18 protein-coding genes are annotated in these 22,564 nt (G+C 66.9%); 8 read left to right on the plus strand and 10 right to left on the minus strand.

The annotated features are described in order from the left end of the window. Nucleotides 1-82: 82 nt before the first annotated feature. From QRN53_RS03115 to QRN53_RS03145, 7 genes are all read right to left on the minus strand, one after another. Entirely contained in the window at nucleotides 83-730 is a 648-nt protein-coding gene (locus QRN53_RS03115) for a uracil-DNA glycosylase (protein WP_285242563.1), read from the minus strand. A 22-nt stretch (nucleotides 731-752) separates the two neighbouring features. Continuing rightward, nucleotides 753-1,733 carry an aldo/keto reductase gene (locus QRN53_RS03120; protein ID WP_285242564.1) on the minus strand — a complete coding sequence of 327 codons (981 nt, stop codon included), beginning with the start codon at nucleotides 1,731-1,733 and terminating at the stop codon, nucleotides 753-755. A gap of 71 nt (nucleotides 1,734-1,804) precedes the next feature. Continuing rightward, nucleotides 1,805-4,630, minus strand: coding sequence for a molybdopterin-dependent oxidoreductase (locus tag QRN53_RS03125; protein ID WP_285242565.1), 2,826 nt, complete (start codon nucleotides 4,628-4,630; stop codon nucleotides 1,805-1,807). A 2-nt stretch (nucleotides 4,631-4,632) separates the two neighbouring features. After that, entirely contained in the window at nucleotides 4,633-5,568 is a 936-nt protein-coding gene (locus QRN53_RS03130; protein WP_285242566.1) for an FAD binding domain-containing protein, read from the minus strand. Then, the gene (locus QRN53_RS03135; protein WP_285242567.1) at nucleotides 5,559-6,770 is read right to left on the minus strand and encodes an XdhC family protein; all 1,212 of its coding nucleotides are present in this window, start codon (nucleotides 6,768-6,770) and stop codon (nucleotides 5,559-5,561) included. The genes QRN53_RS03130 and QRN53_RS03135 overlap by 10 nt, the downstream gene beginning before the upstream one ends. Nucleotides 6,771-6,870: 100 nt before the next feature. Then, on the minus strand, nucleotides 6,871-8,412 hold the full coding sequence (locus QRN53_RS03140) for an NCS2 family permease (protein WP_285242568.1): 1,542 nt from the start codon (nucleotides 8,410-8,412) through the stop codon (nucleotides 6,871-6,873). Nucleotides 8,413-8,426: 14 nt separating this feature from the next. Continuing rightward, nucleotides 8,427-8,921 (minus strand): nucleoside deaminase, encoded by a 495-nt coding sequence (locus tag QRN53_RS03145; RefSeq protein ID WP_221383463.1) that lies wholly within the window; start codon nucleotides 8,919-8,921, stop codon nucleotides 8,427-8,429. 388 nt (nucleotides 8,922-9,309) lie between these two features. Here QRN53_RS03145 and QRN53_RS03150 point away from each other — a divergent pair, with 388 nt between their 5' ends. Together QRN53_RS03150 and ligD are read left to right on the plus strand one after the other, a co-directional pair. Beyond that, nucleotides 9,310-10,680, plus strand: a complete 1,371-nt coding sequence (locus tag QRN53_RS03150) for an 8-oxoguanine deaminase (protein WP_285242569.1) — start codon at nucleotides 9,310-9,312, stop codon at nucleotides 10,678-10,680. Nucleotides 10,681-10,711: 31 nt separating this feature from the next. After that, nucleotides 10,712-11,956, plus strand: a complete 1,245-nt coding sequence (ligD, locus tag QRN53_RS03155; RefSeq protein ID WP_285242570.1) for a non-homologous end-joining DNA ligase — start codon at nucleotides 10,712-10,714, stop codon at nucleotides 11,954-11,956. A 9-nt stretch (nucleotides 11,957-11,965) separates the two neighbouring features. Here ligD and QRN53_RS03160 read toward each other — a convergent pair whose 3' ends face one another. Both QRN53_RS03160 and QRN53_RS03165 read right to left on the minus strand, forming a co-directional pair. Then, complete coding sequence (locus QRN53_RS03160; protein ID WP_285242571.1) at nucleotides 11,966-12,991, minus strand: glycoside hydrolase family 16 protein; 1,026 nt, start codon at nucleotides 12,989-12,991, stop codon at nucleotides 11,966-11,968. Between the two features lie 220 nt (nucleotides 12,992-13,211). Further along, nucleotides 13,212-13,397 carry a hypothetical protein gene (locus QRN53_RS03165; protein ID WP_285242572.1) on the minus strand — a complete coding sequence of 62 codons (186 nt, stop codon included), beginning with the start codon at nucleotides 13,395-13,397 and terminating at the stop codon, nucleotides 13,212-13,214. Between the two features lie 347 nt (nucleotides 13,398-13,744). On the opposite strand from QRN53_RS03165, the gene pucL reads away from it, so the two are divergent. Further along, a complete protein-coding gene (gene pucL / locus QRN53_RS03170) occupies nucleotides 13,745-14,653 on the plus strand; it encodes a factor-independent urate hydroxylase (RefSeq protein WP_285242573.1) in 909 nt (302 codons plus the stop codon). A 126-nt stretch (nucleotides 14,654-14,779) separates the two neighbouring features. Further along, a complete protein-coding gene (locus tag QRN53_RS03175) occupies nucleotides 14,780-16,285 on the plus strand; it encodes a nucleobase:cation symporter-2 family protein (protein WP_285242574.1) in 1,506 nt (501 codons plus the stop codon). An 89-nt stretch (nucleotides 16,286-16,374) separates the two neighbouring features. Here QRN53_RS03175 and QRN53_RS03180 read toward each other — a convergent pair whose 3' ends face one another. Continuing rightward, entirely contained in the window at nucleotides 16,375-17,130 is a 756-nt protein-coding gene (locus tag QRN53_RS03180) for an IclR family transcriptional regulator (RefSeq protein ID WP_285242575.1), read from the minus strand. A gap of 220 nt (nucleotides 17,131-17,350) precedes the next feature. Between QRN53_RS03180 and QRN53_RS03185 the strand changes: the two genes are divergently transcribed. The 4 genes from QRN53_RS03185 to QRN53_RS03200 are packed head-to-tail and all read left to right on the plus strand — an operon-like array spanning nucleotide 17,351 to nucleotide 22,544. Then, nucleotides 17,351-18,802 carry an NAD-dependent malic enzyme gene (locus QRN53_RS03185; protein WP_285242576.1) on the plus strand — a complete coding sequence of 484 codons (1,452 nt, stop codon included), beginning with the start codon at nucleotides 17,351-17,353 and terminating at the stop codon, nucleotides 18,800-18,802. Nucleotides 18,803-18,840: 38 nt separating this feature from the next. Continuing rightward, nucleotides 18,841-20,439, plus strand: coding sequence for a malate synthase A (gene aceB, locus QRN53_RS03190; protein ID WP_285242577.1), 1,599 nt, complete (start codon nucleotides 18,841-18,843; stop codon nucleotides 20,437-20,439). A gap of 1 nt (nucleotide 20,440) precedes the next feature. After that, complete coding sequence (locus QRN53_RS03195; RefSeq protein ID WP_285242578.1) at nucleotides 20,441-21,715, plus strand: DUF6986 family protein; 1,275 nt, start codon at nucleotides 20,441-20,443, stop codon at nucleotides 21,713-21,715. Between the two features lie 16 nt (nucleotides 21,716-21,731). Continuing rightward, nucleotides 21,732-22,544 (plus strand): bifunctional allantoicase/(S)-ureidoglycine aminohydrolase, encoded by an 813-nt coding sequence (locus QRN53_RS03200; RefSeq protein WP_285242579.1) that lies wholly within the window; start codon nucleotides 21,732-21,734, stop codon nucleotides 22,542-22,544. Nucleotides 22,545-22,564: the final 20 nt, after the last annotated feature.

Consider the following 22,564-nt stretch of genomic DNA (forward strand, 5'->3'; position numbering starts at 1 on the left):
TCTTCCAACGCTACTCAGACTGGCTCAACACCAATTGACAGCTATAGGAGCATCAATCAAGGGCGGCCGCAGGGAAGCCAGCTCAAGACGGCATTCCGCCTTCCAGCAGCTGCTCCAGCCCGCGCTTGAAGCCGGACCTGCCGCCATGGGCCGGATGCCTGATCCTGGGCGCATCCAGGCCGCTGCGCTGCAGGCTGTGCCGTGCCACGTTGCCCACCGCCACGATGGAGCTGATCCCGAACAACCCGGCCAGTTCCTGCCAAAATGGCGTGCCGAGTTTGGTTTCGGACGGCTTGGGCGTGCGGTTGGACAAGGGGTTGCCCGGTTGGTGCGGGTGCCAAGGAAAAGCACTCCACAGCAGCGGGAGGAAGCCCACCTCTTCCAAAACCTGCCACAGCACTGTTGCCGTTGGCTCGGCAGCAACCCTGGCAGCCTCAGGCGGCAGCTCGTAGGCTTTACCCGGACCAAAAAGCCCAAAGCTGTTCGCTGGACCTCCGAGGATGACCCGGTTGGTGAAGGGCACGCCGGTGATACGCATGCCCCTGTAGCCCGGAGCCTCGCCCACCAGCAGGACCGAGGGGCGCCGGTCCAGCATCTCCTGCAGGTAGAGCTCCAGGTTGTGCCGGCGCAGTGCATTTTCCGGCACTTCGTGGTCAAAGAAGTTGGTACAGGCGGGCGCAAGTTCCACGGCTGCCAGCCGTTCTACGAAGCCTTGGAGAGAGCCGGTCACCGGGGTGCTTTCGAGCAGGACCCTACCAGCGCGGGTGGATGGCCTCGCGGAAGTAGTGGTCGTAGATCCAGCGGACGCCGTCGTCGAACTCCTTGCCGATGCTTACCCCGGCCGCGGCAGCGTTGCCTTGGGCCTGCTCCACGTTGCGCGCGCCGGGGATGACAGAGGTGACGCCATCCTGCGCCGCGATCCAGGCGATGGCCGCCTGCGCAGTGGTGGCACCGGACGGCACCAGCTGCTCGAACTCCTTCACGGCCTTTAGGCCCAAGTCAAAGTCCACACCGGAGAAGGTCTCTCCGACGTCGAACGCCTCGCCCTTGCGGTTGTAGTTCCGGTGGTCGTTCTCCGCGAACGTGGTGTCCTTCGAGTACTTTCCGGACAGCAGGCCGGAAGCCAACGGCACGCGGGCGATGATGCCCACGCCTGCAGCCTTGGCGGCAGGCAGCACCTCGTCCAGCGGCTTGAGCCGGAAGGCGTTCAGGATGATCTGGACCGACGCGGTTCCCTCGTGCCGGATGGCCTCCAGGGCCTCGTCGGTCCGCTCAACGCTGACACCGTAGTTGCGGATGGCACCTTCGGACACCAGGGTGTCCAGGGCGTCGTACACCTCGTTGCTGCTGTACACAGGCGTGGGCGGGCAGTGCAGCTGGACCAGGTCCAGGGTGTCAGTGCCCAGGTTCTTCCGGGAGCGGTCCACCCACTGGCGGAAGTTGGCCAGGTTGTAGTTTTCGGGGCGCTGCTCCATGCGCCGGCCCATCTTGGTGGCCACGGTGACGCCGTGCCCCGGGTTGTCCGCGAGGAATTTCCCGATGGCCTGCTCGCTCTTTCCATCGCCGTAGACATCCGCGGTGTCAAAGAAGGTGACGCCGGCCTCCACGGAGGCGGCGAGGATCGCTTGGGCCTGGGCCGGGTCCAAAGTGCCCCAGTCCGCGCCAAGCTGCCAGGTGCCCAGCCCCACGATGGAGACGTTCCGTCCGGTCTTGCCTAAAATCCGCTGTTCCATCCCCCGACTATATGGGTTTGGGGCAAAGCTGGGTGAATCCTCGGAATGAATTTACCTGGGCTGCACCTGGATCAGCGCACCGCTTCCGCCTCCGCCCGAACGAGCCCTGCCTCCTTCAGCCCCAGGTAGATCCGGTCACGGGCGATCGGCAGGGACGCGAACCGCACTCCGGTGGCGTTCCGGATCGCGTTGGCCAGCGCCGGGGCCACAGGGTTGAAAGGACTTTCACTCATTGACTTGGCACCCAGCGGCCCCAGCTTGTCATTGGTGTCCGCGAAGTACACCTCGCTGCGCGGCACGTCCGCAAAAGTAGGAATGTGGTACTGCCGCAGGATGTCCGTGGTGACCTTGCCGTCGTCGTTCACCACCACTTCCTCGTACAGCGTGGCACCTAAGGCCTGGGCGATACCGCCTTCGATCTGTCCCCTGCACTGGCGCGGGTTGACCACTACGCCGGCGTCCGCGGCCTGTACGCTCTGCAGGATCTTCAGCTCGCCGGTGCCTCGGTTCACCGCCACCCGGAAGCCATGCACGTTAAAGGCGACGGAGCGCGGCGTCCCTCCCCAGCGGCCCTCGGCTGCGAGTTCGACGCCGGCCTCCGCGGCAGCCTGCGCCAGTTCAGCCAGTGCCACGCGGGTTCCGTCGACCACCACTGCGTCGCCGTCGAGGACGCACGCGGAGGCCTGCGTTTGGCGGATACCCGCCGCGAATGCCCGCACCCGGATGGCCAACTCTTCGGCTGCTTCAAGGGTGGCTTTGCCGGCCACCACGGTGCCTGCAGAACCGAACGCGCCGGTATCGTGCTCCACAAGGTCCGTGTCCGATTGCCGCACTGCCACGCGGGACGCCTGCGTGGACAACGCCGTTGCGGCAAGCTGGGCGTGCACCGTGGTGGTGCCGTTGCCGAACTCGGCGGTCCCGACGTCGGCCTGGTACGTTCCATCCGGCAGGAGCCGGACGTGGGAGTGGGCAAAGTGGCCGCGCGGCGGCACGGTATCGATCATGGACAGGGCAGCGCCCTCACCCACCATCCAGTCCGGCCCGAGGTCCCCAAGCCCGGCCTCCCGGTAGCGTTCGCTGCCCCGGTCCAGCGCGTCCCGGACAAGGTCCAGGCACTGGTCCAGTCCGTAGCTGCCGTAGTGGACGTCCTCCTCCGGGTCGGGCTGGGTGGAGAGCATATGGTCGCCTTCCCGGACCATGTTCCGCCGCCGGAACTCCAGCGGATCCATTCCGATCCCGGCGGCCAGCTCGTCCATCGCAGACTCGATCGCGAAGATCATCTGGCTCAGCCCGTAGCCGCGGAACGCGCCGGCCGGAACGGTGTTCGTGTAGACCGCATGCGCGTCCACCTTCTTGTTCGCGCACTTGTAGACGGCAAGCGACTCGCCGCAGCCGTGGAACATGACGCCCGGGCCGTGGTTGCCGTAGGCGCCGGTGTTGGTGACCACGTCCAGTTGCAGGGCCGTCAGCCGGCCGTCCTTGGCGGCACCTGCTTTCAGCTTGATGGTGAACGGGTGCCGGGTTGTGGTGGCGGTGAACTGTTCCGTGCGGGTCAGTTCCAGCTGGACCGGCCGCTTCAGCTTCAGGGCTGCGAGCGCCACGAGGTCCTCGGTGAGGACTTCCTGCTTGCCGCCAAATCCGCCGCCAACGCGACCTGCCACCACGTGCACGCGGTCCTCTTCGAGGCCGAAGACCCGGCACAGCGTACGCCGGACCAGGAACGGGACTTGGCTGGAGGTGCGGACCTGGAGTCGTCCCTCGTCGTCCACGGAGGCGATGGCGGCATGGGTTTCCAGGGCAACGTGCTGCACCCGCTGGGTTTGGTACGTCTGTTCGTGGATGAAGTCAGAGGCGGCGAAGCCCTCGGCGACGTCGCCGAGTTCCGAGTGCAGCTCAGCCACCACGTTCCGCTCCGGGCGGGAGATGCGCGCTTTCACGGCATCCTTGTCTCCGTGGACCAGGGCGGCGCCGGGGAGCAGGGCTTCCTGCGGCGAGAAGACCGCCGGGAGCTCCTGGTACTCCACCTGCAGGGCCCGGACGCCGGCTTCCGCCGCAGCCACCGACTCCGCGACGACGGCGGCCACCCGCTGGCCGCGAAAGCGCACCACGTCATCGAGGACCCGGGTATCGTCCGGGTCATCGGTGAAGAGCTCGTGCTGGGCCGTGGAAAAAAGTTGCGCTGGTGCGTCCTCGGAGGTCAGGACAGCCACCACGCCGGGCACGTTCAGCGCAGCGTCCTTATCAATGGACACAACCCGGGCGTGCGCGTGCGGCGACCGCAGGATCTTCAGGTGCAGCAGTCCTTGCTGCTGCTCCGGGGGGACGTCCAGGGTGTAGCGCGCAGCCCCGGTGACCACGGCGCGGCTGGCCGGGGCCGGGACGTCGTCGCCCAGCCGGCCCGGTTCAGGATCCGGCTGCCCCTCCCCCGCGATGCCCGAGCCAGGCCCCGCGGGATCCGGGTGGCCCGCGTTCCCGCAGACGGCATCGGCGATGGCACGGTAGCCGGTGCACCGGCAGAGATTGCCTTTGAGGTTGCGGGGCAGGTTGTCCCTTTGCCCGTCGTCGAACGTGGCAGCCGTCATCACCATGCCTGCCGTGCAGAAGCCGCATTGGAACCCCTGACGCTGCAGGAACTGCTGCTGCACCGGATGCAGGCCGCCGTCAGTGGTGCCGGCCAGCCCCTCGATGGTGGTCACCGCACGGCCCTCGGCGCGGACCGCCGGGTAAATGCAGCTGTGGACCGGGGTGCCGTCCACATGCACCGTGCAGGCACCGCAGTCGCCGCCGTCGCAGCCTTTCTTCACGCCCAGGTTGCCCTGCTCGCGCAGGAACGTGCGGAGGCACTGCCCGGGCCGCGGAGCCGCCTCAGCCGTGGTGCCATTGATCTCGATGGCCATGCTCAGGCCCCTTTCGAACGTGTGGTGGATCCGGCGGCCGGTGCTGCGCCGGCGCGCGGTGGCCAGAAGTCTCCGGAGAAACGCAGCCCGGGCGCACCGGCCGGCGCGGCGAGCTCGGCACGGATTTCCTCCGCGAGCCGGTATGTCATGTCGCGGCGCCAGGCCGGCAGCCCGTGGATGTCGTCGTGGTAGAGGTCGGCCGGGATGGCGTCGTCGAGGGCAGCTGCCAGCCGGTCGGCGTCGGGCAGGTCCTCGAAGCGGAGCTGTACCGGGCGTTTGGTGGCGGCGGTGACGGTCAGGACCAGGGACGTGCCGGCGTCGAGCCGTCCGACCAGGAGCACCCCGGACCGGCCCAGGTTACTCAAGGACAGGCGGCGGAACGCCACGGGTGCGGAGAGGGCCGACGCCGGGAGGTGGACGCTGCGGAGCAACTCGCCCGGTGCCAGGCAGTTGGTGGCGTCTCCGGTCACGAAATCCGCCACGGGGACGGTACGGCTTCCGCCGCCGGGGGAAAGGATGGTGGCCACGCCGTCCAGCCCGGCGCACAGGGAAATCACGGGCCCGGCGGGCAGGGACGTGCAGAGGTTGCCGCCCACGGTGGACATGTTCCACACCTTGAACGAGGCCACGAAGGAATCGCAGCAGGCCCGGACCAGGTCCAGCCCGGGCCAGCCGCCGCCCTCCGAACCGGCCATGCCGGGCAGCGTGTACAGCTCGGCAATGGTGCAGGTGGCAGAGAGGCCGATTCCGTCGTCGGTGACGGTGATCGGGGTCCATCCGGCTGAGCCGAGGTCCAGCAGCCGTTTGAGGGGCTGGGGCCCGAAGGCATAGCTGCCGTAGGAAAAGAGGACCGTGCCGCCGGCCAGCCAGGCGTCGCCGTCGCGCCATTGTGCGGGGTCGGTGGTGCGGACCACCGCCTCGATTGTGTTCATGTCCATGCGATCTCCTGCGGGTTAAGGTCTGTGGGCGCCGTTGCCGGCGCACGGTGGTGGATGGTGCCGGTGGTGTCGCGCAGCGGCGCGCAGGTGGCGGCGCGGCTGCGCGCGGCGATGAGCTCCGCGGTGACGGACACCGCCACCTCGGCAGGGGTGACGGCGCCGAGGTCCAGGCCGATGGGTGAGTGCAGCCGGGCAATGCGTTCCGGCAGGACTCCGGCGCTGAGGAGCTCCTCGATCCGCTGGAGGTGGCTGCGGCGGGATCCCATGGCGCCCACGTAGGCGAGGTCGAGGGCCAGCGCGGCCTCCAGCAGCGGAATGTCGAACTTGGGGTCATGGGTGAGGACCGCGGCCACGGTGCGGTGATCGGTCCGCCCGGCCGCCGCTTCCGCCGCCAGGTACCGGTGCGGCCAGTCCGTCACCACCTGGTCTGCGGCGGCGAAGCGCGGCTGGCCGGCAAAAGCGGGCCGGGCATCCACCAGGGTCACGTGGTAGCCCAGCAGCTTCGCGGCCGGTACCAGGGCCGCACCGAAGTCGTTGGCACCGAACACCAGCATGCGTGGCGGGGCCAGCCGGGACTCCACCAGGATGGCGGACCCGGTGGAAGGATGGGCCTGGTTGGTGGGGTCCGAGGGGCACTCCCCCGCCTGGGCAACGCGCACCACGCATGGGCCGCCACGGTGCACCATGGATTCCACCTGGGCAGCGGGTTCACCGTGCAGCAGCGACGCCAACTGCGGCTCCGCCGCCAGACGAAACGCCTCCGGATGGGGAACTACGACGGCGGTAGCGCCCAGGCTGCCCAACCCACGTACCAACGCCACGGATTGGCCCGGGCCAAGGCCGGCGAGTTGCAGCAGGGCCGTCCGCAGGGGGTGGGCGGCTGCGGCGGGGACGGGCTGGATATGGATGGCGAGTTCTCCCCCGCAGGTGAGCCCGGCGGCGAAGGCGTCGGCGGAACTGAAACCGAAGACGTTGTGGCGCGGGACGTCGTCGACCATTGCCTCCTGGGCGAGCGCCACCACGGCGCCTTCCACGCAACCTCCCGAGAGGCTGCCCAGCACCTCACCGGATTCCGTGACGAGCATGGAGGTCCCCACGGGGCGGGGCACCGAACCGGAGGCTGCCACGATGGTGGCCACGGCGAACTGCCGGTCCGCGAGCCGTGGCAGCCAGGGGCCGAGCGAAGGGATCAGGTCAAGCATGGCGGCACTCCTTCGTCCGCGCGGCGGTGGTGTCCATTGTGTGTCCTGCCAGGGGCCGGGCCAAGCATTGGCCCGGCCCCCGGCCGGGTTGGGGCAACGATCAGCCGGCCAGCAGGAGGTTGATCGGTCCGCGGGCGAAGTACACCAGGAAGCCGGCGCTCACCACCCACATCAGGGGATGGATCTTTTTCGCCTTGCCTGACGCGGCCCCGATGACCGCCCAACTCACGAAGCCGACGCCGATGCCGTTGGCGATCGAGTAGCTCAGCGGCATGGTCACGATAGTGAGGAAGGCCGGCAGCGCCACGGTGAACTTGGTGAACTTGATCTCGCGGATCTGGGCCATCATCATGGCGCCCACCACCACCAGCGCGGCGGCGGCGACTTCGAGCGGCACCACGCTGGTGAGCGGGGTGAGGAACATTGAGCCCAGGAACAGCAGGCCGGTGACAACCGATGCCAGCCCGGTCCGCGCGCCTTCACCGATCCCTGCCGCGGAGTCGATGTACACCGTGTTGGACGAACCGGAGGTAGCGCCGCCGGCCACAGCGCCGAAGCCTTCAACGATGAAGGCCGATTTCAGCCGCGGGAACGTGCCGTCTTTATGGGCCACTCCGGCGCTCTTGGCCAGGCCGGTCATGGTGCCCATGGCGTCGAAGAAGTTGGTGAACACCAGGGTGAAGACCAGCATGGTGGCCGCCAGTCCGCCGATCCGGCTGAACGAGCCAAAGAGGTCGAAGTGGCCCACCAGGCCCAGGTCCGGTGCGGATACCAGCTGTCCGGACAGGACAGGAGTGTTCAGGTGCCAGCCGCCGGGGTTGGTGGCGCTGGCAGGGCCCAGTTTCATGATGGCTTCGACGACGGCGGCCAGCACGGTGGTGCCGACGATGCCGATGAGCAGGCCGCCCTGTACCTTGCGCGCCACGAGGATGCCCATGGCGAGGAGCCCGACGACGAAGACAAGCGTTGGCACGGAGGTGATGGAGCCGCCGTCGCCCAGTTGAACGGGCGGGCCGCCTGTGGTGGGCCGGACGAAGCCGGAGTCAACGAACCCGATGAAGGCGATGAACAGGCCGATGCCCACGGTGATGGCGGCCTTGAGTTCTTTGGGGACAGCCCTGAAGATGGCGGTCCGGGCGCCGGTGACGCCGAACAGGACGATCAGGATGCCGTTGATGACCACCAGCCCCATGGCCTCGGGCCAGGTGACCTCGTGGATCACCGAGACGGCCAGGAAGGAGTTGATACCCAGTCCCGCGGCGAGCCCGAACGGCAGGTTGGCGATGAGGCCGAACAGGATGGTCATCACGCCGGCGGTGAGGCCGGTGACGGCGCCTACCTGGGATGCGGACAACCAGCCCCCGGCGACGTCGGTGGGGGCGTTGTCCGCGCTGAACCCGCCGAGGATGAGGGGGTTCAGGATGACGATGTACGCCATGGTGAAGAAGGTGACCAGGCCGCCACGGAATTCGCGGGCAAGGGTTGAGCCGCGCCGGGTGATCTGGAAGAAGCGGTCCAGGAAGGAGCCCGACGCCGGCCGCCCGGGAAGGGGAGACTCCTGCGCGGGGGTGCGCGGCGCCCGCCGCGACGTGCTTGTGGTTGGAGCCGGATGCTCCTCGTGGGAATGGTCCAGAATTGTCATCTCAGCCGCCCGGCCTAGTAGTCGATCCTGGATTCGAGCGTGTTCCAGGTATTGAACGGCTCCAACGGTGCCGGGGCCTGGGGATCGCCCAGTTCCAGCTTGGATACCGGCATCAGGGAGTCCCTGTCCTGGTTTTCGAAGTATTCGTAGAAGACGGCGTCGTCGAAGCCTACCGAGGCGGCATCGTGCCGGTCGGCGGCGTAGACCACGCGGTCAACCCGTGCCCAGAGGGCCGAGGCCAGGCACATCGGGCAAGGCTCGCAGCTGGTGTAGAGGGTGGCGCCGCTGAGGTCGAAGGTGCCGAGTTCGCGGCAGGCGGTGCGGATGGCGGTGACTTCGGCGTGGGCCGTGGGATCGTTGTCCGCGGTGACGCGGTTGACGCCGTCGAAGGTTGTGCCGTCCGCGGTGACGATCATGGCGCCGAAGGGGCCGCCGCTGTTGAGGACGTTGGCTGTTGCCAGCCGGATGGATCTGGCCAGGAACTGCTCGGCCGTGACGGTGGTACTCATGATGCGACTTCCTTTTGCCGGGAAGCCTGCTGCCGTGCAAGGACCAGTAGAACCAGGTGCGACGGTTACCAGGCTTCAGCATGTGCTGTGAAGGTTAAGTTGCGCCTGGTAGATAGCTTCCCGGGTTCGGGTGCCCGCCTTTGGCAGAATCGAGATTAGCACCGGTTTGTGGTCCGCGCCATAGTTTTCTGGAAATTTAATTTCGCTATGTGAAATCCATGTTTCGGGTTGTTAACCCTCCCCCAGTCACATCCCGCCGGTATTGACGCCCCGCACCCGGGCTGGCTAACCTCGTCGAATCCGCGGCCCCGCCGCGGCTACCTGGATCAGCAGACAGGGCCTCACTGAGCTGGAACAAACGCCACCACGCTCAGGACAGGAACACCCCATGCACCAGACCCTTCCCACACCCGCACCCGCACTCTGGATCCGGAATCCGCAGGCCGCATTCACCGCCAACAACCTTGACGCCTCCGGCGGATTGGTCATCAGCGGCGGCGTCATCACCGAAGTCCTGGCGGCCGGGCAAAACCCGTCCGAACCCTGTACCGAGACGTTCGACGCCGGCAGCCACGTGCTGCTGCCTGGCCTGGTCAACACGCACCACCACTTCTACCAAACGCTCACCCGCGCCTGGGGGCCGGTGGCTAACGCCCCGCTGTTCCCCTGGCTGCAGAACCTGTATCCGGTCTGGGCCCGGCTCACGCCCAAGGATGTGGAACTCGCAGCCACCGCCGCCCTCGCGGAACTGCTGCTCAGCGGATGCACCACCGCCGCGGACCACCATTACCTCTTTCCCGCCGGCCTGGAGGATGCCATCGACATCGAGGTGGCGGCAGTGCGCCGGCTGGGCATGCGGGCAACACTCACGCGCGGCTCCATGACGCTGGGAACGGACGACGGCGGCCTGCCGCCGCAGTCAACGGTCCAGGCACCGGACGTGGTGCTGGCGGACAGTGAACGGCTGATCGGCGCCTACCACGAGCGCGGGGAGGACGCCGTCATCCAGATCGCCCTGGCACCGTGCTCTCCGTTCTCCGTCACCAAGGAAATCATGGCCGAGAGCGCCGCGCTAGCCGAACGGCTGGACGTCCGGCTGCACACCCACCTGGCCGAAACCCTCGACGAGGAAGACTTCTGCCGGGAGATGTTCGGACTGCGGACCGTGGACTACCTGGACAGCGTGGGCTGGCTGACCGACCGCACCTGGCTGGGACATGGGATCCACTTCAGCGATGCGGAGATCGCCCGCCTCGGCTCGGCGGGGACCGCCGTCGCCCACTGCCCCACCTCCAACATGCGGCTCGCCTCAGGCACGGCCCGGGTCCTGGAACTTGAGGACGCGGGTGTTCCGGTGGGGCTGGGAGTAGACGGGTCGGCGTCGAACGATGCCTCCAACATGATCATGGAGGCGCGGCAGGCGCTGTACCTCCAACGCCTTCGTTATGGCGCCGATGTCCCGGTGGAGCGGGCACTGGGCTGGGCCACTCGTGGTTCGGCCGCGGTACTGGGACGGCCCGGCCTGGGCCAGCTGGCTCCGGGCATGCAGGCGGACCTTGCCCTTTTCAGGCTCGATGACCTGCGATTCTCCGGCAGCCACGACCCCATCGCCGCCCTGTTGTTGTGCGCCGCCGACCGCGCCGACCGGGTAATGGTGGGCGGCCAGTGGCGCGTCGTGGACGGACAAATCCCCGGCCTGGACATCGCAGGGCTCATCGCGGAGCATTCAGCGGCGGCAAAGCGCTTGGTGAACGGCTGACACAGTTCCCGGCCGCTGCTACCGTGGCGGCATGACTCCGTCAAAGACGCCGGCCGAGGTCCTGGACATCGAGGGTGTTGAGGTCCGGATCTCGAGCCCGGACAAGGTGGTATTCCCGGAGCCCGGGCTGACCAAGCTGGACCTGGTGCGGTATTACCTGGCCGTGGCGGACGGTGCGCTGCGCGGCGCCGGAGGGCGGCCGATGGTGCTCAAGCGGTTCCCCAAGGGCATCGACGCCGAGCCCTTCTTCCAAAAACGCGTGCCGGAGAACCACCCGCCTTTCATCGACACCACCACCCTGCACTATGCGTCCGGCACGTCGGCGGAAGAAGCCGTGATCCGTAATGCGGCGGGACTGGCCTGGGTCATCAACCTTGGCTGCCTGGACCTGAATCCGCACCCCGTGCGGGCTGAAGACCTGGAGCACCCGGACGAACTGCGGGTGGACCTCGATCCGATGCCCGGCGTGGACTGGTCGCAGATCGTGGACGTCGCCTACGTGGCCCGGGAGGTCCTGGACGACGCGGGGCTGTTGGGCTGGCCGAAGACCAGCGGATCACGGGGGCTGCATATCCTGGTGCGCATCGCCCCGCAGTGGTCGTACCGCGATGTCCGGCTCGCCGCCGAAACCCTTGCACGGGAGGTGGAAACCCGCGCTCCCGGCCTCGCCACGGCACGATGGTGGAAGGAGGAACGCGGCGAGAGCGTGTTCGTGGACTTCAACCAGAACGCCAAGGACCGCACCGTTGCCTCCGCCTACTCCGTCAGGCCGCTGCCTGACGCCCGGGTGTCAGCCCCGCTCACATGGGAGGAGGTCCGTACCGCCCGGCCGGAACAGTTCACTGTGCAGACGGTGCCGCAGCGCTTCGCGGACATCGGCGATCCGCACGACGGAATCGATGACGCGGCAGGCATGCTCGACGGGCTCCTTGCCCTGGCGAAGGAACTGGGCCCGGCGGAGAAGGCTCCCCGCAGCGGCAACGGGACCGGCCGCCGGCAGTCACTCATGCCGCTTATCGAGGTGGCCCGGACCAGGACCAAACCAGAGGCGCTGGCAGCCCTCGACCAGTGGAAGGGCCGGCACCCCGCAGCTGTTGGCGCGCTCCAGCCGGCCGACGTCCTTGTTGATGGGATGCGCGGATCCAGCTCACTCTGGTACCGGGTCCGTGTGAACCTCCAGCACGTCCCCGAGGCCGAACGGCCTCCCCAGGAGGACCTCATCGCGGACTACGACCCCTGGGCAGGCAAGCAGTGGCCAGGACGGTCCGGCTCCTGAATATTGCTGCTACTGCCAGGCCCGAACCCAGTCCACCTTGATGGCTCCTGCGGGGCCGAACGTCCTCTGGTTGGGGTTGAGGCCTACGTTCAGGATCAGGTAGTGCGGCGCATTGCCGTCTTGGGACGCGTAGGAATAGACCCGCCGGCCGTCAAAGTAGATGTCGTTGACCCCTGCCATCCGGTGCACGCCGTAGGTGTGGTACCCACCGGCCCAGCACCCCACGATGGCGCTTCCCAGTTCGCCGCCACTCGCAGAGTGGTAGACGGTGGTCATGTTTCCCGCCAGGGGCTCCGCGACGTCAATCTCCCCGGTTTTCGGATACGACTGGCCGGTGCTCCACCAGGCGGGCCAGTTATAGATGCCGCCTGAGCAGGTACCGGGAAAATAGATCCTGGCCTCGACGTATCCCGTGGTGTATTGGAAGCCCACGTGACCGGAAACCCCGTCCTTGGGGTTGGTGGACAGAAGCGCCCCGGAATCGGAGTCGGAGAGCTGGAGGACCGCCTCGCCGTTGGCAACCGTGACGTTGCTGGAACAGGTCTTGACCCCGTTCATCTTGGATTTGGGATCGCAGTCGTTAAACCAGTAGGGGGTCCAGACAGCAGGGTTCAGGGTATTGAATTCTTCGTCGAACACCAGGTGCCAGGTGCCCGGAACCCCCGCGGGCTCCAGTCCCTGGCTGGACACGACCGGCTTGCCTTTTAGCGAGTCGTCCTGGGCCGTGTCATCGGCGGGCGGCGCGTCGGCGGGGGCGGCGTCGGAGGGGGCGGCGTCGGCCGGCGCTGTGGCCTGGCCAGTGGAGGCATCCAGCCCGGGCGCCGCTGCCGGGGCGTCCGGCGGCGCTGCCGGCGCGGCAGTCACGGTACTCCCCGGACTGCCGGAGGGCGCGGGGACGATGACGCCGGGCGACCCGGAGGCAGCCTCGGCGGGATCGGCAGACAGGCCGGTCTCCGCGGGGATGCGGACCGCGCTGGCGGAAAGGCCTCCGATCACCAGGAGGCAGCACAGGCATTGCAGCATGCGGGTCTTCACGGGCAAGCCCCGCACGGCCCAGGTCGGGAAAGGGGTTGCTCCTTCATGTCCTGCATCCTCGCCTCCCCGGCGCTCACTGGCGTCCGGCCCGGGCAGGCACGCGAGCCCAACTCCGGGCAACTACTTACCGCCTCAGGCTATGGGAGTTCCCTGCCGGGGTCGCCAGTAGCGACTACTTGTGTTTTGCCGGAGCAATTCCGCAGGTAGATGGGGACGGTACTCACATCCGGCGGCCGAATACCGGCAGCGAGTGAACCCAGCGCGAGAACCGTCCGCGCTCATGGTGCCGCTCCTCCGGCACGTACAGGTCCGGGTCAATACCGCCGCCGAGCGGGAGGTAGAACTCCTGCGCGCCAGTTCCCGCGGCCGGGGCGGCCGGCACGGGTGGGGTGTCCTGCTGGTACATCGAAACCTCCTTTTTTCGTATTACGGAAAGCAAATTCTGCTTTATGAAAGTTTAGGAGGGGGACAGTGGGGCGTCAATAACCTATGGGAACTCCTTCCCGGCAGATACGGTCACAAACCGAATTTTGGAGTTGTGATGTACACCACCGGCCGGCGGGGGTACGCTGGTAGGCAACTCGTGGCGCAGGTCACGTAACCTGGGAGCAGCAGGCAGGGTCGTAATGAGCTGGCATCAATGGATGCCGGCTCTTTTTTGTTGGGTCGGCTCCACCGGAAACGCGCTTGAAACGCGCGCTTAATTTCAGTGATGGAACCTTGGTTCCACTTACCGGAGATTGGGAAAAGACCATGAGCAGCAAGATCATTCTCGGCGAAAACCAGTACGGCAAGGCCGAAGTCCGCGTCGTCAAGATCACCAGGGACACCAACCGCCACGAGATCGAAGACCTGAACGTCACCTCGCAGCTGCGGGGCGACTTCGCCGCGGCCCACCTTGAGGGCGACAACGCCCACGTTGTGGCCACGGATACCCAGAAGAACACCATCTACGCCTTCGCCCGGGACGGCATCGGTTCGCCGGAGGCGTTCCTGCTGCGCCTCGGCGAGCACTTCACCTCCAGCTTCGACTGGGTCACCGGCGGCCGGTGGGAAGCGGAATCGTACGCCTGGAACCGTATCCAGGCGCACGGCAGCGAACACGACCACTCGTTCGTCCGCAACGGCCAGGAAGTCCGCACCGCGGTCCTGGTCCGCGACGGATCCGCGAGCCACCTGATCTCCGGGCTGAAGGACCTGACCGTCCTGAAGTCCACAGAGTCCGGCTTCGTGGGCTACCCCCGCGACCGCTACACGACGCTTCCGGAGACCACGGACCGCATCCTCGCCACGGACGTTTCCGCCCGCTGGCGCTTCAAGGCCGGAACCGACTTCAGCAGCCTGGACTTCAACAAGAATTACGACGACGTCAAGGGGCTCCTGCTCGAAGGCTTCACCGAAAATTACTCCCATGCCCTGCAGCAGACCCTGTTCGATATGGGCGCCAAGGTCCTTGAGGCGCACAGCGAGATCGACGAAATCAAGTTCTCGATGCCCAACAAGCACCACTTCCTGGTGGACCTCTCGCCGTTCGGCCTGGACAACCCCAATGAGGTCTTCTTCGCGGCCGACCGGCCGTACGGCCTGATCGAGGCGACCGTCCTGCGTGATGACGCAACCGCGGCACCCGCAGCATGGTCGGGCATCGCAGGCTTCTGCTAGAGCCACCCGGCCAGACGGGCCCAGCCACGCCGGCTGGGCCCGTCAAAACCACCCCACAGCCTTACCTGTTAGCCAGACACAAGTTAGCCAGACGATGACGTCTGCCATGAACCAAGAAAGTCTGCCATGAACACCAAGAAAAAAACGGCCGCCACTGCCGCTGGAAATGGCGCCCCGCATGGCCGCCCCGAAGACCAGCGACTCCCGATCGGAAGCATGTTCGCCTACGGCTTCCAGCACGTCCTGACCATGTACGGCGGCATCATCGCCCCTCCCCTGATTATCGGCGCCGCCGCGGGAATGAACTCCCAGGACATCGGACTGCTCATCGCGGCATGCCTCTTCGTCGGCGGCCTCGCCACCATCCTGCAGACCGTCGGCATTCCGTTCTTCGGCTCGCAATTGCCTCTGGTGCAGGGCGTGTCGTTCGCCGGCGTCTCCACCATGGTGGCAATCGTGCACGGCGGCGGCGGGATCCAGGCAGTATTCGGATCCGTCATTGCAGCCTCCCTGATCGGGCTGCTGATTACTCCGCTGTTCTCGAAGATCATCCGCTTCTTCCCACCCGTGGTGACCGGCACCGTGATCACCACCATCGGACTGACGCTGATGCCGGTGGCGGCCAACTGGGCCATGGGCGGCAACAACAAGGCTCCGAGCTACGGCAGCGTGGCCAACATCGGCCTGGCCGCCGGCACCATGGGCATCGTCCTGCTCCTGAGCAAGGTGGGCAGCGCGGCCATCTCCCGGCTTTCCATCCTCCTTGCCATGGTCCTGGGCACCCTCATCGCCGTGGTCTTCGGCATGGCCGATTTCTCCAAAGTGGGCCAGGGCGAGATCGTAGCCTTCCCCACCCCCTTCGCCTTCGGACCGCCCACGTTTGAGGTCGCAGCCATCATCTCCATGCTGATCGTCATCCTGGTGACCCTGACGGAGACGTCCGCGGACATCATTGCGGTGGGCGAGATCGTCGGCACCAAGGTGGACTCCAAGAGGATCGGCAACGGCTTGCGCGCGGATATGCTGTCCAGCGCCGTGTCGCCCCTCTTCAATTCCTTCACCCAGAGCGCCTTCGCCCAAAACGTCGGCCTGGTGGCCATCACCGGCGTCAAGAGCCGGTTTGTGGTCAGTGCCGGCGGCGTGATCCTGGTGGTCCTCGGCCTGCTCCCGGTCCTGGGCCGCGTGGTGGCAGCAGTGCCGACGCCCGTCCTGGGCGGAGCCGGCATCGTGCTCTTCGGCACGGTGGCAGCCAGCGGCATCCGGACCCTGTCCAAGGTGGACTACAAGAACAACATGAACCTGATCGTGGTGGCCGCATCCATCGGCTTCGGGATGATCCCCATCGCCGCGCCCACGTTCTACGACCAGTTCCCGTCCTGGTTCGGCACCATCTTCCACTCCGGCATCAGCTCAGCCGCCGTCATGGCGATCCTGCTGAACCTGCTGTTCAACCACTTCCGCGCCGGCAATTCGGACAACCAGTCCGTCTTCGTCGCGGGCACCGAGAGGCTGGTCAAGGCGGAGGACCTCCGCTGCCTCTCGGACGGGGACAGGTTCGAGAACGGCAAGCTTATCGACTGCGACGGCAAGGAAGTCCCGGTCCAGGAAGCGGACAAGGCGCCGGGGCACTGACCTTCCCGGCAAACAATGACGGCGGCCCGCTCCGAAAGGAGGGGGCCGCCGTCATGCGTGGCCGGCTCAGGCCTTGCGCACAGGGCGCCTCAGTTGCTGTTGAGCTCGCGGGAGATGGCCTCCGCGGCCTCGCGCAGGATGGGAACGGCTTTGTCAGCGAAGTTCTCGTCCACCCTGGATACCGGACCGGATACCGAGATCGCCGTGGGCGTAGGGGCATTGGGCACCGCCATCGCAAAGCAGCGGACGCCGAGCTCCTGCTCCTCCTCATCAATGGAGTAGCCCCGCTCGCGGATGAGCTTGAGGTCGGCCAGGAGTTCATCGACGTCGCCGATGCTCTTCGCGGTAGGCGTGGGCATCCCGGCGCGGGCCACGATGCCGCGGACCGTGTCGTCGTCGAGCTGGGCCAGGATTGCCTTGCCGACGCCGGTGGCGTGGGTGTGGGCACGCCGGCCCACCTCGGTGAACATGCGCATGGAGTGCAGCGACGGGACCTGCGCCACGTAGATCACCATGTCCGAATCCAGCACGGCCATGTTGGAGGTCTCCCCCAGGCGGTCCACCAGGGTTTTGAGCTGGGGGCGGGCCAGGGCGCCGAGCTGCTTGTTGGCGCCTTCGCCAAGCCGGATTAGCCGGGGGCCCAGGGCGTAGCGCCGGTTGGGCAGCTGGCGGATGTAGCCGAGCGATACCAGGGTGCGGAGCAGGCGGTGGATGGTGGGGAGCGGCAAATCGGTCGAGGAGGACAGTTCACTGAGCGTGACGTCGCCGCCGGCATCCGTGATGAGCTCCAGCAGCTCGAAGACGCGCTCCACCGACTGCACTCCGCCAGAGGCTTTTTCTGCCATTCCGTTGTCTCCTATGGCTCGGAATCCGACAACTCTTATCCGCATCGTGAAAAGAGTCGCTTAGAACACCCAACATACAGCACCGCCGTGTACTCGGCGACGTCCCTCGGCAGTCATATCGCGAAGGGGTTGTGTTTCCATAAAGTAGATAATAATATCCATAATACGAAAATATTCGGATTAGACAGAAGCCGGACAAGGCCTAACAGGAGGACATTCAATGGCGAACCCCAGCCCCGGAAATTCGATCACCCTGCGCGTGGAAGCTCCGTCGAGCTTCAGCGCCACCAGCGAGCTTGCGGCAGCCGTGGGAGCGGCCGGCGCCGCCATCACCGCACTGGATGTCACTGAGTCCCACCACGAGACCCTCGTTGTCGACGTCACGTGCAACACGACGGACGACGCCCATGCAGCCCGGGTCAAGGACGCCCTCAACGCCCTCGACGGCGTGACCGTCCAGCACGTCTCGGACCGCACCTTCCTGATGCACCTCGGCGGCAAGCTCGAGGTGGTCCCCAAGGTCCCGCTGCGCAACCGCGACGACCTGTCCCGCGCCTACACTCCCGGCGTCGCCCGCGTTTGCCTGGCCATCGCCGAGGACCCCGCAGCCGCCCGGAACCTGACCGTCAAACGGAACACCGTCGCCGTGGTCACCGATGGCTCCGCCGTGCTGGGCCTGGGCAACATCGGTCCGGCCGCCGCGCTTCCGGTGATGGAAGGCAAAGCCGCCCTGTTCAAGCAGTTCGCCAACGTGGACGCCTGGCCGGTCTGCCTTGATACCCAGGACACCGAGGAGATCATCCGCACCGTCAAGCTCCTGGCACCCGTATTCGGCGGCGTAAACCTTGAGGACATCGCCGCTCCCCGCTGCTTCGAGATCGAGGCGCGGCTGCGCGAAGAACTCGACATTCCGGTCTTCCACGATGACCAGCACGGCACCGCCATCGTCACCCTCGCGGCCCTGGTCAACGCGCTCCGCGTGGTGGACAAGAAGATCGAGGACGTGAAGATCGTGGTCTCCGGCGTCGGCGCCGCCGGCTCGGCGATCATCCAGCTGCTCAAGGCCCAAGGTGCCCGGCACATCGTGGCGGCCGGCCGTTCCGGCGCCATCCACAAGGGCGAGAAGTACGACGACGGGCACCGCACCTGGATCGCCGAAAACACCAACCAGGAAGGCTTCTCCGGCAGCCTGCACGAGGCCCTGGTGGGTGCCGACGTCTTCATCGGTGTATCCGCCCCGAACATCCTGGACGAAGAGCACGTCGCCTCCATGGCAAAGGACTCCATCGTTTTCGCCATGGCCAACCCCACCCCCGAGGTGGATCCGGCCATCGCGTCCCGCCACGCCGCCGTCGTGGCCACCGGACGCAGCGATTTCCCCAACCAGATCAACAACGTCCTGGCCTTCCCGGGCCTCTTCCGCGGGCTCCTGGACGTCGGCGCCAGCGACATCACCCCGGAAATGCTGGTGGCCGCCGCGGAGGCAATCGCCAACCGGGTGAATGATAATGAGCTCAATGCCAGCTACATCATCCCGAGCATCTTCGATCCGCACGTGACCGCCAACGTCGCGGCAGCCGTGGCCGCCGCGGCACACGCCTCAAACGTGGCAACGTCTGCCGTCCCGGCCGATTCCACCAAGGAGCCGGTGGCAGCACTGGCCTCCGCCTGACCGCCCGCTCGACTTCCCGCACAAGGAAAGGACCAGAAATGGCCATCACCGTCACAGATCCCCGGCCGATCAACCGCGCTGAGGAGATCCTCACCCCCAAGGCACTTGCCTTTGTGGAGGAGCTCCACAACCGGTTCGCCGGCACCCGCAATGAACTCCTGGCGGCGCGCGCCGTCAAGCGGCAGCGGGTGGCAGAAACCGGCAAGCTGGACTTCCTGCCGGAGACGCAGGACGTGCGCGACGGCGACTGGAAGGTTGCGCCGGCACCGGCGGCTTTGCAGGACCGCCGGGTTGAGATGACCGGCCCGGCCTCACCCGCGAAGATGGCCATCAATGCCCTGAACTCCGGTGCCAAGGTGTGGCTGGCGGACCTCGAGGACGCCAGCACACCCACCTGGGCCAACGTCATCGACGCCATCCTGAACCTCCGGGATGCCGCCCAGGGCACCCTCAGCTACACCTCGGATGAAGGCAAGGAATACCGCCTGCGCACCGACGCACCGCTCGCCGTCGTGGTGGCCCGTCCCCGCGGCTGGCACATGCAGGAGAAGCACCTGCTGCTCAACGGCGAACCCGCCGTTGGTGCCCTGGTGGACTTCGGCCTGCACTTCTTCCACATCGCAAAGCAGCTGGTGCTCAACGGACAGGGCCCGTACTACTACCTGCCGAAGATGGAGAGCCACCTTGAAGCCAGGCTGTGGAACGACGTCTTCGTGTTCGCCCAGGACTACCTGGGCCTGCACCAGGGCACTATCCGGGCAACGGTCCTGATCGAAACCATCCCGGCCGCCTTCGAAATGGACGAGATCCTCTACGAACTGCGGGACCACGCCTCGGGCCTGAACGCGGGCCGCTGGGATTACCTGTTCAGCATCATCAAGTACTTCCGTGATGCCGGCGAGGAGTTCGTCCTCCCGGACCGCGCCTCCGTGGTGATGACCGCACCGTTCATGCGCGCCTACACCGAGCTCCTGGTCAAGACCTGCCACCGGCGCGGCGCCTTCGCCATGGGCGGCATGGCTGCCGTCATCCCCAACCGCCGGCACCCGGAAGTGACCGAAGCGGCGTTCGAGAAGGTGCGGGCGGACAAGACCCGCGAGGCCAATGACGGATTTGACGGCTCCTGGGTGGCGCACCCGGACCTGGTCTCCACCTGCCGCGAGGTTTTCGACTCCGTGCTGGGGGACAGGCCGAACCAGGTGGACAAGCAGCGTCCGGAGGTTTCGGTCACGGCTGAGCAGCTGCTCGATGTCTCCTCCGCGGACGGCCAGGTCACCGAGGCCGGCCTGCGACTGAACCTCTACGTGGCCGTGGCCTATACCGCGGTGTGGCTGTCCGGAAACGGCGCGGTGGCCATCCACAACCTGATGGAGGATGCCGCCACCGCGGAGATCTCCCGCTCCCAGGTGTGGCAGCAGATCCGCAACAAGTCCGTCCTGGCGGACTCCGGCAACACCGTGACCAAGGAGCTGGTGGAACGGATCCTCGGCGAGGAAACGGAACGGCTCCGCACCGAGTTCGGGGACGAGGCGTTCCGCCGCTACTACCAGCCGGCCGGCGAGCTCATCGCTGACATCTGCCTCTCGGACGATTACACGGACTTCCTCACCACGCCTGCCTACGAACTGGTGGGCTGAGATGGCAGCACCCAAATCCTCGCTCTCCGCGGGGGACCTCGCGCACATTGACGGGCAGCTTGCCGCCACCGACCGGCTGCTGGAACGGAACTACCCGGGCGACGACGGCTCTCGCCAGCCCGTACACACGGTGTACGTGCCCGCGGACCGGTTCACGCCGTCGCTCGCGGCCGACTGGGGCGCCCAGGCAACCGCGACGACGGAAGCCCACGGCGGCTTCGGGGAGCTGGGACGGCTGCTGGGCCAGGACGCCGGGCTTGCCGAAGCCGTGGCGGGCCGCGTGCAGGCCAAGCTCCAGGCCGAACCGATCGAGGACCTGCGCCTGGACTTCGAGGACGGCTTCGGGGACAGGGGCGACGACGCCGAGGACGCTGCCGCGGTTGCCGCAGCGTCCGCGGTAGCCCAGGCCGCCGCTGCCGGGACCGCTCCCCCGTTTATCGGCATCCGTTTCAAGTGCTTTGAGGCTGCCACCCGGGCCCGTGGCCTCCGCACGCTGGACCTGTTCGTCTCCGGCCTCGCCGCCGCCGGCGAATTGCCGGAGGGCCTGGTCCTCACGCTGCCCAAGGTCACTACCGTGGCGCAGGTGCAGGCGATGGACTACGCCGTGTCCCGGCTGGAGGAGGTCCACGGCCTTCCCGCCGGACGGCTGCGCTTCGAAGTCCAGGTGGAAACCCCGCAGCTGATCCTCGGCCCGGAAGGAACGTCTCCGGTGGCGCAGCTGCCGCACGCCGTGCCCGGCCGGATCAGCGGGCTGCACTATGGCACCTACGATTACTCGGCCTCACTCCAGATCTCCGCGGAATACCAGTCCATGGAGCACCCCGTTGCCGACTTCGCCAAAGAGGTCATGCAGCTGGCCGTGGCCGGTACCGGCATCCGGCTTTCGGACGGGTCCACCAACATCATCCCGGTGGGCGACAACGTGGAGAACGCCTGGCAGCTGCACGGCCGGCTGGTCCGCAGGTCGCTGGAGCGCGGCTACTACCAAGGCTGGGACCTGCACCCGGCCCAGCTGCCCAGCCGCTTCGCCGCCACCTATGCCTTCTACAGGGAAGGCCTCCCCGCTGCCGCGGCCCGCCTGCGCAACTACGTGGAACGGACCGAAGGCGGAGTCATGGACGAACCCGCCACCGCCCGGGCACTGGCCGCGTTCGTGCTCCGCGGGGTCCAGTGCGGCGCGGTTGGCGCCGAGGAAGTCCAGGCGCCTGCCGGCGTCGGAATTCCGCAGCTTACCGGCCTGGCACACCCCCGGCTCGCCACCACTTCCAACTCCTAGGCAAAGGATCCCTTTCATGGGCAAGTACTACTCCCCCACCGGCGGACTCCCGCCGCAGACCCACCTGACCACCGAGCGCGCCATCGTCACCGAGGCGTACACGGTGATCCCCAAGGGCGTGATGACGGACATCGTCACGTCCAACCTGCCGGGCTTCTCCAACACCCGGTCCTGGATCATCGCCCGGCCGATTTCGGGCTTCGCCACCACCTTCTCCCAGCTGATCGTCGAGATCGGCCCCGGCGGCGGCGCCCCCAAGGCCGAGTTCGAGGCCGGCGTCGAAGGCGTCATCTTCGTCACCCGCGGCAACGTGAACCTCACGCTGGACGGCGAACTCCACCCCCTGGAGGAAGGCGGCTACGCCTACCTGGCCGCGGGTTCGGAATGGGGCCTGGAGAACGTCTCGGACGACGTCGTGTCCTTCCACTGGATCCGCAAGGCCTACGAACGCCTCGAAGGATACGAGGCAAAGTCCTTCGTCACCAACGAGAAGGACGTGGAGCCCACGTCCATGCCGGACACCAACGATGTCTGGAAGACCACCCGGTTCACGGACTCCAGCGACCTCGCGCACGACATGCAGGTCAACATCGTCACCTTCCAGCCCGGCGGCGTCATCCCGTTCCCGGAAACCCACGTGATGGAGCACGGCCTGTACGTCCTGGAGGGCAAGGCCATGTACCTGCTGAACAACGACTGGGTGGAGGTGGAAGCAGGCGACTTCATGTGGCTGCGCGCCTTCTGCCCGCAGGCCTGCTACGCCGGCGGCCCCGGCGAGTTCCGCTACCTGCTGTACAAGGACATGAACCGCCAGGTGAAGCTCACCTAGGCCGGCAGCCCGGCTGCATG

This window comes from Pseudarthrobacter sp. fls2-241-R2A-127, from assembly GCF_030209355.1.
Lineage (GTDB): Bacteria > Actinomycetota > Actinomycetes > Actinomycetales > Micrococcaceae > Arthrobacter.